The organism is Alteromonas sp. 009811495 (assembly GCF_028865455.1).
GTDB lineage: Bacteria > Pseudomonadota > Gammaproteobacteria > Enterobacterales > Alteromonadaceae > Alteromonas.
Genome location: NZ_CP113972.1, coordinates 2,383,118 through 2,398,997 on the forward strand (window position 1 = coordinate 2,383,118; position 15,880 = coordinate 2,398,997).

18 protein-coding genes are annotated in these 15,880 nt (G+C 43.6%); 16 read left to right on the top strand and 2 right to left on the bottom strand.

Translation table 11 applies throughout. The annotated features are described in order from the left end of the window. The 14 genes from nadD to OZ660_RS11010 all read left to right on the top strand — a co-directional run bounded on the left by nadD (position 1) and on the right by OZ660_RS11010 (position 12,192). Positions 1-678, top strand: coding sequence for a nicotinate (nicotinamide) nucleotide adenylyltransferase (nadD, locus tag OZ660_RS10945; protein ID WP_274740922.1), 678 nt, complete (start codon positions 1-3; stop codon positions 676-678). A 17-nt stretch (positions 679-695) separates the two neighbouring features. Beyond that, on the top strand, positions 696-1,013 hold the full coding sequence (rsfS, locus tag OZ660_RS10950; protein ID WP_159625763.1) for a ribosome silencing factor: 318 nt from the start codon (positions 696-698) through the stop codon (positions 1,011-1,013). A gap of 97 nt (positions 1,014-1,110) precedes the next feature. Beyond that, a complete protein-coding gene (gene rlmH, locus OZ660_RS10955) occupies positions 1,111-1,581 on the top strand; it encodes a 23S rRNA (pseudouridine(1915)-N(3))-methyltransferase RlmH (protein WP_202261626.1) in 471 nt (156 codons plus the stop codon). A gap of 30 nt (positions 1,582-1,611) precedes the next feature. Then, a complete protein-coding gene (gene mrdA / locus OZ660_RS10960; protein WP_226433735.1) occupies positions 1,612-3,531 on the top strand; it encodes a penicillin-binding protein 2 in 1,920 nt (639 codons plus the stop codon). Continuing rightward, complete coding sequence (rodA, locus tag OZ660_RS10965; protein ID WP_202261628.1) at positions 3,528-4,643, top strand: rod shape-determining protein RodA; 1,116 nt, start codon at positions 3,528-3,530, stop codon at positions 4,641-4,643. Before mrdA ends, rodA begins: the two co-directional genes overlap by 4 nt. Positions 4,644-4,647: 4 nt before the next feature. Beyond that, complete coding sequence (locus OZ660_RS10970; RefSeq protein ID WP_274740923.1) at positions 4,648-5,619, top strand: septal ring lytic transglycosylase RlpA family protein; 972 nt, start codon at positions 4,648-4,650, stop codon at positions 5,617-5,619. A 336-nt stretch (positions 5,620-5,955) separates the two neighbouring features. After that, complete coding sequence (locus OZ660_RS10975; RefSeq protein ID WP_274740924.1) at positions 5,956-7,140, top strand: D-alanyl-D-alanine carboxypeptidase family protein; 1,185 nt, start codon at positions 5,956-5,958, stop codon at positions 7,138-7,140. 99 nt (positions 7,141-7,239) lie between these two features. Continuing rightward, positions 7,240-7,503 carry a DUF493 family protein YbeD gene (gene ybeD / locus OZ660_RS10980; RefSeq protein WP_159625775.1) on the top strand — a complete coding sequence of 88 codons (264 nt, stop codon included), beginning with the start codon at positions 7,240-7,242 and terminating at the stop codon, positions 7,501-7,503. Continuing rightward, the gene (lipB, locus tag OZ660_RS10985) at positions 7,504-8,175 is read left to right on the top strand and encodes a lipoyl(octanoyl) transferase LipB (RefSeq protein WP_274740925.1); all 672 of its coding nucleotides are present in this window, start codon (positions 7,504-7,506) and stop codon (positions 8,173-8,175) included. Further along, on the top strand, positions 8,168-9,130 hold the full coding sequence (lipA, locus tag OZ660_RS10990; protein WP_202261632.1) for a lipoyl synthase: 963 nt from the start codon (positions 8,168-8,170) through the stop codon (positions 9,128-9,130). The genes lipB and lipA overlap by 8 nt, the downstream gene beginning before the upstream one ends. 193 nt (positions 9,131-9,323) lie before the next feature. After that, the gene (gene ansA / locus OZ660_RS10995) at positions 9,324-10,331 is read left to right on the top strand and encodes an asparaginase (protein ID WP_159625781.1); all 1,008 of its coding nucleotides are present in this window, start codon (positions 9,324-9,326) and stop codon (positions 10,329-10,331) included. 13 nt (positions 10,332-10,344) lie between these two features. Continuing rightward, complete coding sequence (locus OZ660_RS11000) at positions 10,345-11,184, top strand: DUF2797 domain-containing protein (protein ID WP_159625783.1); 840 nt, start codon at positions 10,345-10,347, stop codon at positions 11,182-11,184. 136 nt (positions 11,185-11,320) lie between these two features. Beyond that, the gene (locus tag OZ660_RS11005) at positions 11,321-11,899 is read left to right on the top strand and encodes a DUF6624 domain-containing protein (RefSeq protein WP_274740926.1); all 579 of its coding nucleotides are present in this window, start codon (positions 11,321-11,323) and stop codon (positions 11,897-11,899) included. 17 nt (positions 11,900-11,916) lie between these two features. Next, a complete protein-coding gene (locus tag OZ660_RS11010; RefSeq protein ID WP_202261636.1) occupies positions 11,917-12,192 on the top strand; it encodes a hypothetical protein in 276 nt (91 codons plus the stop codon). A gap of 71 nt (positions 12,193-12,263) precedes the next feature. On the opposite strand, the gene OZ660_RS11015 is transcribed toward OZ660_RS11010, so the two are convergent. Both OZ660_RS11015 and OZ660_RS11020 read right to left on the bottom strand, forming a co-directional pair. Next, positions 12,264-12,815 (bottom strand): NAD(P)H nitroreductase, encoded by a 552-nt coding sequence (locus OZ660_RS11015; RefSeq protein ID WP_202261637.1) that lies wholly within the window; start codon positions 12,813-12,815, stop codon positions 12,264-12,266. A 156-nt stretch (positions 12,816-12,971) separates the two neighbouring features. Further along, positions 12,972-13,583 (bottom strand): HvfX family Cu-binding RiPP maturation protein, encoded by a 612-nt coding sequence (locus OZ660_RS11020; RefSeq protein ID WP_202261638.1) that lies wholly within the window; start codon positions 13,581-13,583, stop codon positions 12,972-12,974. Between the two features lie 46 nt (positions 13,584-13,629). Between OZ660_RS11020 and OZ660_RS11025 the strand changes: the two genes are divergently transcribed. Together OZ660_RS11025 and sppA are read left to right on the top strand one after the other, a co-directional pair. Then, complete coding sequence (locus OZ660_RS11025) at positions 13,630-13,827, top strand: hypothetical protein (protein WP_274740927.1); 198 nt, start codon at positions 13,630-13,632, stop codon at positions 13,825-13,827. Between the two features lie 130 nt (positions 13,828-13,957). Further along, positions 13,958-15,823 carry a signal peptide peptidase SppA gene (sppA, locus tag OZ660_RS11030; RefSeq protein WP_274740928.1) on the top strand — a complete coding sequence of 622 codons (1,866 nt, stop codon included), beginning with the start codon at positions 13,958-13,960 and terminating at the stop codon, positions 15,821-15,823. Positions 15,824-15,880 lie beyond the last annotated feature (57 nt).

Sequence of the window (15,880 nt, forward strand, 5' to 3'; positions counted from 1 at the left end):
GTGCCGAGTTCAGCCCGTTGCACTCCCATTAAAGCTATTTTAGGCGGCACGTTCAATCCACCTCATATGGGGCATATTAATGCAGCACTTAATGCAGCAAGTGAATTAGGGATTGAAACCGTACATCTTATGCCAAGTAAAGTGCCACCGCATAAGCCTGTTGAAGTATCAGAAGACCATCGCGTACGCATGATAGAGCTTTGTTGTGAGGGACAATCTCGTCTTGTACCAGAGCTCATAGAATTGTCACTGCCTTCTCCATCGTACACGGTCAAAACACTTAGCGAGCTTAAAGAAAAATCAGCACACACAATCTGTTTTTTCATTGGTGCGGATTCCCTGTATAATCTCAACAAATGGTTCGAGTGGGACCAACTGTTAAACTACTGCCACCTTGTGGTAATGCGACGCGATGGCGAAAACTTTACGCCAGGTAGTGAAATAAGGAATTGGCTGAACAAACATGTTACTCAAGACATGAGTGTAATTCACAAGCAGTCTCACGGTGCAGTAATACTGATAAACACCCCACTCTATCCCGTTTCATCCACTGATATTCGTAACGCATTGTGTGTAAGAAAAAGCAGCGACTCGACGCATGCCATGTCCATGATTAATGAATGGGTTCCTCGTCGGGTGCTAGACTACATCAATGCGAACCAGTTATATAAAAGTTAAGTAAGCGAGGAAAACTCTTGGAGAGTCAACAGCTCAAACAGTTTGTTAAAGACAAAATTGACGATATGAAAGCACGCGACGTCATTGAATTAGATGTTCGCGGCAAATCTACCATCACTGATACTATGATCATTTGCTCTGGTAACTCAAAGCGCCATGTTTCATCTATTGCTGAGAATGTAATGGTTGAAGCAAAGAATGCGGGGCACGCTCCAAGCAGTGTGGAAGGTAAAGAGACCGGTGAATGGGTATTGGTTGATTTCGGTGATGTTATTTTGCATGTTATGCAAGATGAAACACGTGACTTCTACCAACTAGAAAAGTTGTGGTCTTAATAGCCAACGAGTAAATATTTTTGTAACGTCTTTAAACGGCTGGATATCGCAAGATATTCAGCCGTTTAAAAGTGAATAAGCAGTAAGGGAAAGCGCAGTGCGTATACAAATTGTCGCCGTTGGTACTAAGATGCCCGCTTGGGTTAATACGGGAGTCGACGAATTTATTCGACGCTTTCCAAGCGACATGCCAGTAAGCTTTACCGAAATACCAGCAGGGAAACGCGGCAAAAACGCTGATATCAAGCGTATTTTAGAAAAAGAAGGCGAGCTGATGCTGGCGGCAATTCCAAAAGGGAACCGAATTGTAACGTTAGAAGTTACAGGGAAGGCGTGGGATACCCCTACTCTTGCCAAACAGCTAGACAATTGGAAGATGGACGGACGAGACGTTAGTTTACTTATCGGCGGTCCAGAAGGCCTAGCCCCAGAATGCATTGCTGCTTCTGAACAAAAATGGTCGCTTTCCGCTTTAACATTACCTCACCCACTTGTGCGTATTATTCTCACCGAGAGTTTATACCGCGCGTGGTCTGTTACCCAAAATCATCCATACCATCGCGAATAGCGCGTAAACTGGACTATGCAAAGAACGTCAATGCACCGAAAACGCCAAGCAATTCGCGACCACTCTGCTGAAGCGAACTTGTTTGCTCGAAGAGCAACAATTGCGTTTATCATTGTAATTGCCATGCTGGGTATAGTGCTCAACAACCTGCATTCATTGCAGGTGACACAATATGAAGACTATCAAACCCGCAGCAATGGCAACCGCATCAAAGTGCTACCGGTTGCGCCCAATCGCGGCTTAATTTACGACAGAAACGGTATTTTACTGGCCGAAAATCGTCCTGTGTTTAGTCTTGAGATTATCCCAGAACAGGTTGAAGACATTGACGCCACATTAGCGCAACTCACGCAGTTAATGGGTATAACAAGTGACGAGATTGAACGCTTCCAATCAACCTTGAAAGGCACTCGTCGTTTTAAGCCTGTAGCACTACGTACACAGTTAAGCGAAGAAGACGTTGCGCTTTTCTCTGCCAGTAAACACAAATTCCCAGGCGTTCAAATAGAAGCGCGTCTTGCTCGCTATTACCCTTATAAAGAAACCCTTACCCACGCGTTAGGTTATGTTGCTCGCATTAATAAGCGAGACCTACAAAAGTTAGTAGAAGCAGGCCTTGAAGACAATTACGCTGCAACTCATGACATTGGTAAGCTAGGTATTGAGAAATACCACGAAGAAATACTGCACGGTAAAGTAGGTTACCAACAAGTAGAAGTAAATAATCAGGGGCGAATAATACGCGTTCTCAACGTTGAACCACCAACGCCGGGCAAAGACATTGTTTTAAACCTTGACCTTGAGTTACAGCTTGAAGCTCAACGTATTATAGAAGGCATTCGGGGCGCCATTGTGGTCACCGATGTAAAAACAGGTGGCGTATTAGCCCTGTATTCAAATCCAAGTTACGACCCCAATTTGTTTGTTCACGGTATAAGTAGTAAGAATTATTCTGCCCTATTAAATTCTCCTGACAGACCACTTATCAACAGAGCAACACAAGGGCAATATCCGCCCGCGTCAACGGTCAAGCCTCATTTGGGCTTACTTGGTCTTGAAGAAGGCACAATAACTGCCGACTATACCATTAATGATACGGGTCGCTACCGGTTGCCCAATGTTAATCACGTATGGCGCGACTGGCGCAGTTGGGGCCATGGTAAAGTTAACGTATCTAAGGCTATCGAAGTATCGTGCGACACGTTTTATTACGAACTGGCTTACAAATTAGGAATCGACAAAATCAGTGAAGCCATGTACGAATTCGGTTTTGGTGACTTTACGGGAATAGATTTGTATGAAGAGTCTGATGCCAACATGCCCAGTCGTGGATGGAAACGAGCTCGCTTTAATCAGCCGTGGTATATCGGAGATACAATTCCTGTAGGAATCGGTCAAAGCTTTTGGACAACTACCCCTATTCAGTTAAATCATTCAGTGAATGCACTGATTAACCGTGGTGAACGCTATATACCTCAAATTATTCGAGGTTACATGAATGTAGATAGCTCAGTAGATCTTATTCCCCTTAAATCGTTACGTCCCATTGAAATTAAAAACGAAGAGAACTTAGACGTTATTTTAAACGCTATGCACGATGTGGTGAGCGGTGAAGAAGGTGGTGCGCGACACGCATTTGCTGATACAAATTACGATTCAGCAGGTAAGACAGGTACGGCGCAGTTGTTCTCTGTTGGGCAAAACGAAAAATACGACGCCACTAAAATTGACGAGCGTTTACGTGACAATGCTATGTACGTAGGTTTTGCTCCATTTAACGACCCTGAAATATCGGTAACGGTAGTGCTTGAAAACGTGGGTGGCGGTAGTAAAAATGCCGCCCCTGTTGCCAGACAAATTATGGACTTCTACTTTAGAGATCGCGTCTTCGAGACGGTGACTAACGATACCGACATAGCACAAAATCAGGTAAATACGACCCAACCATGAAACGGACCACGCTAAACCCAAACAAAATAAGCTTTCTTCAGCGCATTCACATTGACGGATGGCTGTTGGTTGGCCTACTGGTACTAAGTGGCGTTGGTCTATTCACGCTATATTCTGCGTCAGGGCAAGATATGGGGCAAATGCAACGCCAGTTTATCCGCTTGGGCTTAAGCTTTTTTGTTATGTTAGTGCTAGCCCAACTCCCTCCTGGATTCTATCGACGCCTTTCCACTTATGCTTATGTAGTAGGCTTGCTGATGCTGGTAGCAGTACTGCTTTTTGGTGACATGGGTAAAGGTGCCCAGCGTTGGTTAGACTTGGGATTTGTGCGCTTTCAACCTTCTGAACTAATGAAACTTGCTGTACCTATGATGGTAGCCTGGTACATCAGCAAGTACACCATGCCGCCCAACACAACACATATTGTAGTGGGTTTCGCTCTTGTTGTTGTGCCCACTATTCTTATTGCCAAACAGCCCGATTTAGGTACGTCTTTGCTTATTGCAAGCTCAGGAATTTTTGCCATTTTTCTTGCCGGGATGAGTTGGCGGTTAATTTCAATTGTAGGCGCTATGGTGGGCGCTTTTGCGCCGGTAATGTGGTTTTTCCTTATGAAGGATTATCAAAAACAGCGTGTGTTAACGTTTTTAAATCCAGAAAGCGACCCGCTTGGGTCTGGCTACCACATCATTCAATCTAAAATAGCCATCGGCTCGGGCGGCGTAGACGGAAAAGGATGGCTTCAGGGAACCCAGTCACAATTAGAGTTTTTACCCGAACGTCATACCGATTTTATCTTTTCGGTCTTCAGTGAAGAATTTGGGTTAACTGGCGTTGTTGGTCTTCTCGCTATCTACGTTTTTATCATTTTACGTGGCTTAATTATTTCTAGCCGCGCACAGGATGCTTACGCCAAATTATTAGGTGGCAGTATTACCCTAACCTTTTTTGTATACGTCTTTGTAAACATGGGAATGGTGTCTGGCTTGTTACCCGTAGTAGGCGTACCTTTACCTCTTGTAAGTTATGGTGGCACCTCTATGGTGACTTTGATGGCAGGTTTTGGCATTCTTATGTCAATTGCTACACAGAAAAGACTGATGTCCCGGTAACACTATGCGCTATGGTCTAATTAAGAAGCCTGCACACATTGCGTCTTTGTCAAAGACGTATTTAAACACGCTATTAGCCGCGCTGGTTACTTTGTGTTTGTTTAGCTGTAGTAGCACTGCACCAAGCCGCTATACACAAAAACAAGACTCTGCCCCGCGTCATGTTGCCAAAACGCCTGAAACGTTAGATGCAGTGCCAAAATACGAGGCCTACCGCATGTTTAACAGTAGACCTTACAAGGTATTAGGCAAGCACTACACCCCTATGAGCACGGGCAAAGGCTACGAAGAAGAAGGCTACGCTAGCTGGTACGGTCAAAAATTTCATGGGCACTTAACGTCAAATGGCGAAACGTACAATATGTTCGCGATGAGTGCTGCACATAAAACCCTACCATTGCCGTCATATGTGCGCGTGACAAACCTTGAAAATAACAAACAAGCTATTGTGCGAGTAAATGATAGAGGGCCTTTCCACGACAATCGCATAATTGATTTATCGTATGCCGCAGCGGTAAAACTGGGTTATCACAGCAAAGGGACAGCTAAAGTAAAACTCGAAGTTATTCACTTTGATGAAAACAACAACGTGACAGTGGGTAATAAACCAACGGTGTCATACGATGAGTATCTTGGTATCGCAGTTGTACCTTCCCCGCAAATAGCAAGTCCCCCGCACAGTGAGCATCTTGAGGCAGAAGAATTGGGCGAAGATAAACAACTAGCCAAAACAACGGCGAGTGATGCAAATGGCATTTATATCCAAGTTGCAGCACTTTCTGACGCACAGAAAGCCAAGTCTATTTCGAATGTATTGTCGGCGCTTTATCAAATTCCAGCCCACTTACCTATGTCGAACAATATCTACAAATTGCAATTAGGTCCTATCTTTGAAGAAGCAGTTGCAGCAGAAGTACTTGAGCAGTTAAAACAAAATGGCTATCCCAACGCATACACGGTTACTCAAACTTTGTAGGTAGCACGACATATATTGGTGATTTAACCAGCGCAAATGTGGCAACAATGTGCCATTCAACAGGCAATATCCGTATTTCTTCGCCTTGTCCCTACTCTTCACTAAACTTTTTTGATAAAACCTAGTCTTATCGCTGAGCGATGAATGCAAATCGCTAGAATTCTTATATCGCTAGCTTTCTACTAAGCCTTTCGATAGGATCATAATAACAGTATCAACACTAAAAAAACGGTGTTGAACAGAAAAGCTAAAATTGGGTCGCTCTTTAGGTAGTTCAATACTTTTTAGAGTAAGCTTCACAAATACACGGACACAACGGTCAAAGAAATTAGAACCATGCTAAAAACAATTAAACGCGCTAAACCGTCATTCCTCACCTTTGCCTTTCTAATGCTTGGCGCATTAATGCAAATGGCTAACGCTGCAGTGGTAACACCACCAGCGCCAACCGTTGCGGCAGAAGGCTTTCTTCTTACCGACTTTGAAACCGGTCATATTATCGCGTCTAAAAACGAAGACATGCAGCTTGCGCCAGCAAGTTTGACCAAAATCATGACCATCTATGTTATCGGCAAAGAGTTGCAAGCTGGTAATATTAGCTTAGACGACGAAGTGACCATTTCAGAAAATGCGTGGGCTAAGAAGTTTCCTGACTCTTCAAAAATGTTTATTGAAGTTGGCACTCAAGTATCAGTACGCGACCTTCTACGCGGCATTGTTGTGCAATCGGGTAATGACGCTTGTGTAGCAATGGCCGAACACGTTGCAGGTTCAGAATCTGCGTTTGCTAGCATGATGAACGCGCATTCAGCTTCGCTTGGTTTAACTGGCTCTCATTGGGTGAATGCACATGGTTTACACGACCCAGACCATTACACCACTCCACGTGATATGGCCACGCTTTCTCGCGCACTTATTTCAGAGACGCCTGAAATGTACAAGATTTACAGCGAAAAAGAATTCACCTACAACGGTATTAAGCAGTACAACCGCAATAGTCTGTTGTGGGACAAGAGCCTAAACGTTGACGGTATTAAGACTGGCCACACGTCTGATGCGGGTTACAGCTTAATTACTTCAGCAGAACAAGGAGGCATGCGCTTAATCTCGGTAGTGATGGGTACAGACAGCGAACGCGCACGAAAAGTAGAAAACAAGAAGTTGTTAAAATATGGCTTCCGCTTCTACGAAACACTGACTCCTTATGAAGCAGGACACAGCTTTGTTGCTCACCGTATTTACATGGGTGACAGAGAAACAGTAGACCTTGGAATTAACCAATCTACCCCCATTACTATTCCACGCGGTCAAGCGGCGAACCTAGAAGCTAACTTTGAGCTAGACAAAAAGCTTGAGGCACCACTGGCGAAGGGCCAAGTAGTTGGTAAACTTTATCTTCAACTTGAAGGAGAAGATGTAGCGAGTTACCCACTTGTGACACTTCAGGAAGTGAAAGAAGGCAGCTTCTTCAACCGCATGAAAGACTACATAATGCTTCAGCTAGGCTTTGATGATGAGTAGCGACGTATAAAATACGTCAAAAACCTAGTGGTGAAGCGGCCAGATTTGTTACAATCTGGCCGTTTTTTTATATGAGATTTACTGTACCGAGGATATCGCATGGATACCCGTTTCGACGAATTACTTGATTTTCCGACACACCAAACGTTTAAGGTAATGGGCGTTGCTCATGAAGACTTGCCTGAGCAAGTGGTAACGTGTCTACAACAACATGCCCCTGGCGACTACTCGCCAACGGTTAAACCAAGCAGCAAAGGTAGCTATCACTCTATCTCTGTTAGCGTGCGTGTTACCAGCAAAGAGCATATGGAAACCATTTATACAGAACTGGCAAAGCTTGAGCTAGTTAGGGTTGTACTATAAGTGAACGAGCAGTCAACTATCAGCAGTGATGACAACGTGATTATTCGTCAGTTAGGCCGACAATCATATGAGCCTATCTTTAAGGCTATGCAACGCTTCACCGATGAGCGAACCGCTGACACTGAAGATGAAATTTGGCTAGTGGAACACGACGCTGTATTCACCCAAGGACAAGCGGGAAAAGCTGAACATATTCTTATGCCCGGTGATATTCCAGTAGTTCAAGTGGACCGCGGTGGTCAGGTAACTTATCACGGCCCAGGTCAGCAAGTTATTTATTTAATGCTAAACATCAAACGCAGAAAGTTAGGTGTACGTCATTTAGTCACTGCGATGGAAGAAGCAGTGGTCGGATTACTTGCAAAATATGGTGTAAAAGCTTACCCGAAGCCCGACGCACCTGGCGTGTACGTGGATGAGAAAAAAGTTTGCTCCCTTGGCTTAAGAATACGTAATGGCTGCTCATTTCATGGCTTGGCGTTAAATGTTAATATGGATTTAACGCCGTTTCAGCGAATTAATCCGTGTGGATATGCAGGTATGGAAATGATTGATACTGCACGTCTAAACGGCCCCACGTCGCTTGAAATAGCGGGTAGTGAGCTGACTGACTTATTGTTAGAAGCGCTGTCCATTACCCAAACAACTTACAAAGAAGGTTTTGATGAGTAACGCACGACCACAAGCGGGGGTCAAGCTCCGTGATGATGAAAAAGTAAAACATATTCCCGTCACCATTATTCCTACTGAAAAGGAAGAAATGCTGCGTAAACCGGAGTGGATCAAAATTAAGTTGCCTCGAACAACTGAAAAAATTGATCACATCAAGAAAACACTTCGCAAAAACAATCTGCATTCAGTATGTGAAGAAGCAAGCTGCCCTAACCTAGCAGAATGCTTTAATCACGGCACTGCAACCTTCATGATTTTAGGTGACATTTGTACTCGCCGCTGCCCATTTTGCGATGTAGCCCACGGTAAACCATTACCACCAAGTGCAGAAGAGCCTGAAAAACTCGCTAAAACGATTGCTGAAATGAATCTTCGTTACGTGGTTATCACTTCTGTGGACCGCGATGATTTACGCGATGGCGGTGCTCAACACTTTGTTGATTGTATTAACGCTATTCGTGAACATAGTCCATCGACCACCATTGAGGTGCTAGTGCCTGATTTCCGCGGTCGTATGGACCGTGCGCTAGAGATTTTCAAAAATGGTGTTCCTGATGTGTTCAATCACAACCTTGAAACCATTCCACGTTTGTACCGTGAATGTCGTCCAGGGGCTAATTATCAGTGGTCGCTAGATTTACTTAAGAAGTTTAAAGCGCAACACCCGGATGTGATGACTAAATCAGGTCTAATGATGGGTATGGGCGAAGAAAATGAAGAAATTGAAGGCGTACTTCGTGACCTACGTGCACATGACGTAGACATGTTAACCCTTGGTCAATACCTTCAGCCAAGCCGTCACCATTATCCTGTGAAGCGTTATGTGCACCCGAAAGAGTTTGACGCACTAGGTGACTATGCGAAAGAAATTGGTTTTACCCATGCAGCATGTGGCCCAATGGTTCGTTCAAGTTATCATGCAGACCAACAAGCAGCAGGTAAAGAAGTTAAGTAAGTCATTTTCTTTACTATGATTGCCTTTGCGGTACGTGTCTAATAAAGAAGCGGTGCTATCACCGCTTTTTTTGTGTCTTTAAACCGGATTACTTCGATTGTCGAAATTAACGCTATTAGCGTGACAAACACATTCGGGTTGTTAGAATGCCCGTCTTAAAAGTTTATTCCCTCGTTAACGCTAAGGGCATTCAATGCGCAAACATATATACATTGCTTATACTGGCGGAACCATCGGTATGAAGCCTTCGAAGCAAGGGTACGTCCCTGCTGCTGGCTTTTTGGCAGATACTCTTAAGAACATGCCTGAATTCCATCGCCCAGAAATGCCGTTGTTTACGCTTCATGAGTATGACAATCTCATAGACTCGTCTGACATGAACCCGTCCGATTGGCAGCGTATTGCCGATGACATAGCACAAAACTATGATGCCTATGACGGCTTTATCATTTTGCATGGTACTGACACCATGGCGTATACCGCATCGGCGCTCAGTTTCATGCTAGAAGACCTTTCAAAACCGGTTATTGTGACAGGCTCGCAAATACCACTTGCCGAATTGCGTTCAGATGGTCAGGTTAATTTATTAAACGCGCTTTATGTCGCAGCGAACTACCCTATTGCTGAGGTCGGTCTATTTTTTAACAATCGTTTACTACGCGGAAACCGCAGCAGAAAGGTCGACGCCGACGGGTTTAGCGCATTTGACTCACCTAACTTCCCGCCATTGCTCGAGGCTGGCATTAACATTCGTATTAAATCGGGAAAGCTAGCCACTACCCCATCCAATTCACTCACGGTGTCTAACGTTAAAGCACAACCGATTGGAATGGTAAGTCTTTACCCGGGCATTGCTCCAGAGGTAATTAAAAATACGCTGCAGCAACCTGTCAATGCACTCATTTTACTGAGTTATGGTGTTGGTAATGCACCACAAAACCCTGAGTTGATTGCACAGCTAAAGTATGCAAAAGCGCGCGAAATACCTGTACTTAACTGCACCCAATGTATGCGTGGTCGCGTAAATATGGGGGGATATGCTACGGGTCATGGATTACAAGAAGTCGGCGTATTGTCAGGCAGCGATATGACACCCGAGGCAGCATTGGCGAAGCTGCATTACTTACTCAGCAAAGGCTTGTCTTTTGAAGAAATCAGTGAAAAGCTCACGCAAAACTTGCGCGGCGAGCTAAGCGAATAACAAAGGTAATACCGTGACAACAACATATACTGGCGTATTGCGTAAAATGCGCACTCACGCAGACGATAATAATAACGTGCACTATACACTGCCCATAGGCGATGAGAATGTTGATATTAATGCGCTAATAGGCAATGAAATATCACTCACGTACAACGGCGAAATAAACTGTGTACATTGCAACCGTAAGACCAAAAAAAGCTTCAACCAAGGCTATTGTTACCCTTGCCTAATTTCACTCGCACAATGCGACAGTTGCATCATCAAGCCTGAGAAATGCCACTATCATGAAGGAACATGCCGTGAACCTGAATGGGGCGAAGCACACTGTTTTAACGAGCATTTTGTCTATTTGGCGAATACTGGCACGGTTAAAGTGGGTATTACGCGACAAATCACCGATGGCGTATCGACCCGCTGGATGGACCAAGGCGCAACACAGGCAACAGTAATGTTGCGCGTACCTGACAGATTAACCAGCGGGCTTGTTGAGACGCTGTGTAAAGAACATATTGCAGATAAAACAAACTGGCGAACAATGCTAAAAGGCAAGCCTGAAGATGTAGATTTGCTGCAAGTAAAACAAGAATTACTTGAAAAAATTGCTACCAATTTAGACGCACTAAAGCAAGAGAAAGGTTTACAAGCTGTTAGCGAAGTGACAACCACTACCCATGATATTCACTACCCTGTTAATGATTATCCGGTAAAAATTAAATCACTTAACCTGGACAAAGATCCAAGCTTTTCAGGTGTATTAAAAGGCATAAAAGGCCAATACTGGCTACTTGATAACGATAGAGTTATTAACATTAGAAAGTTTGCTGGCTACAACGCTACGCTAACATGCTAACGAGAAAAGCGAGGTTTTATGTGACCGCCATTACCTCGCTTTTTGATTGTACGACTAAACAAAGTTTCCCTTTCTTCTTTCTTTTGTGCATTGTGTAGCCGACCGATTAACGACGTACTAAAAAAGGACTTTAGCAATGCGTATCTTTCTTCTCACTCTTTTTTTCTCATTTAATTGTTTAGGTGCATTGAATGTTCCATTACAAAAAGAACTTCAATCCATGGCCAGAGCAGATCAAACAGTGAGGAACGAGATAACTCGCATAGGGTGGGAAAATGCACCTTTTGAGCTACTCGAAAAGATGCGCTCAGTTGACAGCAAAAACACCGCAAGACTAAAAGTTATCGTTAAAAAGCACTCATGGGTAACTGAGAAATCAGTAGGCAAAGATGGCGTTAACGCTGCTTTTTTGATTGTTCAACACTCGCCTGATTATGCTTTTCAAGAAGAAATGCTCCCTCTGATAAAACGTTCATACTTAAATGGTGAAGGCATTTCAGGTCAAGAGCTTGCGCTTTTAACAGACCGAGTTTTGGTTCATCAAGACAAACAACAAATGTATGGCACTCAGTTAAATATTGAAAATGGTGAGTTAGTGTTTGACCCAATTTACGATATTGATAACGTAGACAGTAGAAGAGCCGAAGTTGGGCTACCTTCATTGGAAGAATATAAAAAGTTAATATCAAAAGCTTATGGAATGCCGGTGAAATAACAAGCTAAGGAAAGAAGATGCAAACATTATTAATTATGGGTGTGCCAGTAATAGTCATTTTATTAGTCATCGTGACCCTAAAATTAAGAGAGTTGTTCAGCTACTTAGCGATAGTCGGATTAGCTATCATGTCTACGTTTACTGTGGAGTTTCTTTTCTGCTCTGTCCTTAAAACACAATGTGAGCCTGACGCGTTAAATTCAGTAGGCCTTATTATTCATTCGTTCATTGTAATAACAATATGTTCGGTCATTTACGCCATTATGCCGAGTCGATTTAAGAAAATTTCTTAATAGAACGTGACAGTAAAAAACACGCCGCTTAAGAGCGGCGCACTTTGCAACTAAAACTACATGTAAAAAACTTAACGCCAATATTCAAAATAGTCTTGTGTATTTCGTTGTGGCTTAGGGGCAGGCTCAAATGCTGGCGTACCTAGGTATAAAAACCCAACTATTTCATCGTCTTCTGCCAAACCAAAACCGTTCTTTACGGTATCGCATTGCGCGTAGCTACCTGTGCGCCACATGCCATTAAAACCTTGTGCTACTGCTGCCATTTGCATTGCCATTACGCTGCAACTGGCCGATGCTATCTGCTCGACGCGAGGTACTTTTTCATGCTCGTGATACTTAGCAATAGCCACTATCACCATAGGTGCACGATGAGGTAACTGAACAGCCCTATCAATTTCTTTTTGTGACTTTCCGTTTTCAATAGCAGATTGCTCGTAGAGCGCCCCTAACTTGTCTAGCCCTTTTCCTTCACAGACAATAAATCGCCACGGCGTTAAGCACGCATGATCAGGCGCTCTAAGCGCTGCCTGCATAATATTTTCAAGTTCATCACCGCTTGGTGCTGGTGCTGACAATCTGGGCTGAGAGCTTCTGTTAAGTAGTAGGGTTAATGCATCCACGTGCAACCTCCAGCTGTAAAATAGTGTAATTTAAATTCGCGAGTGTTGAGCTTTGCATTAAGGACGTACCGCAAAGGTTTACTCGCGCTAGCTGTAATGATCCTACGACTGCACAATAAAAAAGACCAGAAATTTCCGGTCTTTATCAAGGTTTATCTATTCGAAGCGTTCGCTATTAGGTGGTGTAAAAAAGTAATCAACACTAACGTACCTACCGCCACCGTAGAAAAACAAAACAAGCAGCATGACAAAATATGTTGCAGCAAACTCAATCCCGTTATTTAGCACTACAAAGTTACCACTGGAAGTCAGCCAGTCATAATTTCCGTATTCTTGAAGCAATGACTTGGCCGCCGCGAGTTTTTCGGGTGCAGATAAAATACTTTCGCTGTGAAGAATGGTACCGTCAGCAAGCCACGACGACGCATCAGCAATTGCTAACCAGCCGTTTTCTGCGTGCACACTCACCATGGCAACAACCATCGTTATCATTAAAGGGATAGAGACTAATCGTGTTAATGCACCAAATAAAATTAGCACGCCACCTACAAGTTCAGCAGCTGTGGCCAAAAATGCTAACACCATTGGAAAAGGCAGGCCCAAACCATAGTCCTCATTGCCGAACCACTCTACAATACTTTCAAAGCTTGAAGCTTTATTCCAACCCGCTTGAATCATTACTGGTGCTAAATAAAGTCGCAACAAAAGGAGTGGTATACCGTCTGCGTGTCGTAAACTTTTAACTACTCGTGTATATAGGCCTATCATTATTGTTATCCTTATAAGTATTTATACTTTAAAAGAACGGTGGTTTATGAAAAATCTTTCATCTCAAAACGATAAGCATTCACCGTTTTTGCGAATAATGCAAAAAGGTCACAAAAAAACAGGATATAAAAAAACATCAGGTAACCTATTGTTAACGCTAAGCGAAAACGACCACAAACGTATTGCACAACTCATCGCCAAATGGATTGAGGATAAAAGCGAGAAAAGTAATAGCGCCAAATAAAAAGTTACAATTAAATTCGCGATCTTACTCGTTTTCGGTAACATAATAGGCTTATATACGTTTATACGCTGAACGCGTTGCGCCAAAGCAGCAAGAGTTCATTGATTAAATTTAGAAAAGGTAGTGATTTATGGCAGCCAAAGGAAGTTGGACGAAATCCTTGTTTATTGGCTTGTGGACGGTGCTAAACTTTACCCGCAAACTGTTTTTTAACATCATCTTTTTGGTTATTTTTGTTGGTCTTATCATCGCCATTACTAGCCAAGATGGTGATCAACTCACCGTGAAATCAAACAGCGCGCTATTTCTAACACTCAATGGCCAATTGGTAATTGAAAAAGAAAGCGTTGACCCTTTCGAGCAATTCATTCAAGAGTCGTTGGGTGACCAACCTGAAAACCCGGAAGTACTCGTACGCGATGTAGTAAAAGTACTAGAAAATGCACAGAAAGACCGCCGTATTAAAGCGTTAGTGCTTGACCTTCAGGGTCTTCGTGGCGGTGGTTTAGATAAATTGCGCACTGTTGCCAACGCTATCGATGAATTTAAAACGTCTGAGAAACCAGTGTATGCAATTGGTGATTACTTCTCTCAGGACCAATACTATCTTGCTGCCCATGCCGACCACATCTATTTAAATCCTATGGGTGGCCTCATGTTTGAAGGCTACGGTCGTTATGGCATGTATTTCAAAGATATGCTGGAAAAGCTCAAGGTTACTACACACATTTTCCGTGTAGGAACTTATAAGTCGGCAGTAGAGCCAATTATGCGTAACGACATGTCAGAAGACGCTAAGCGTGCCGAAAAGCAGTGGCTAGATGGCTACTGGGCACAGTATAAAGCAGACGTTGCAAACGCTCGTGGTATCGACGAAGCTAACTTTGACGAAACGCTACAAGGCTTGTTGGATAAATTCGAAGCGGCTGGCGGTGACTTTGCTCAGTATGCGCTTGAATACAACTGGGTAGATGCACTTAAAACCCGTGAAGAAGTACGCCAAGAGCTTGTTGAGTTAGTTGGCAAGGATGAAAATCAACTTGGTATTAACTACACCGCTTTCAACACGTACTTGAAGGTGGTCAACCCACCGATGCCAGTGGTTAACAACGATATCGATAAAGTCGCGATTGTCGTCGCCAAAGGTACTATTTTAGATGGTAACCAAAAAGCGGGCACGGTAGGTGGTGACAGCACGGCGAAGTTATTGCGCAAAGCGCGTTTTGACGACAATGTTAAGGCTGTCGTACTACAAATCGATTCGCCGGGAGGCAGCGCGTTTGCTTCTGAGATTATACGTCAGGAAGTACTTGAGCTTCAGCGTGCTGGTAAACCGGTTATTGCTTCAATGAGCACCTACGCTGCATCAGGTGGTTACTGGATTGCAGCAAGTGCCGATCGTATTATCGCAAGCCCTAGCACTATTACCGGATCAATTGGTGTATTTGGTATGTTTATGACTTACGAAAATTCACTTGATTACTTAGGTATTCACAGTGATGGCGTAGGCTCTACAGAACTTACCGGTTTTTCTGCGGCCCGCCCCCTTGCGCCAGAGTTTGGTCAAATACTTCAGCGTAATGTCGAAAACACCTATGGCAATTTCTTATCATTGGTATCAAACGCACGTAATATGCCTGTTGAAGAGGTCGATAAGGTAGCACAAGGCCGCGTATGGATTGGTAGTGATGCCATTGAGTTAGGACTTGTCGATCAACTGGGCACCCTAGATGATGCCGTTACCGCCGCTGCAGAAATGGCTGAACTTGAAAACTTCGATACTTTCTATGTACAGCGTACTCTTTCTGCTCAGGAAATATTCTGGAAAGAATTTTTCGGACAAGCAATGGCAGTAGTCGGTAAATGGCAGTTTGCAAATACAGACACTGCGTTGGTCAATGAACTAAAACGCGTTCTCAATGAAGTAAGCACAGTGACCAAATTAAACGATCCGAAAGGTACCTATGTGCTTTGCTTACCTTGCGATGTAAAATAGCGCCTTAAAAAGTGTAACCGCTGAGCTTTTATCAGCTAGCGGTTACCCAATAGGCCT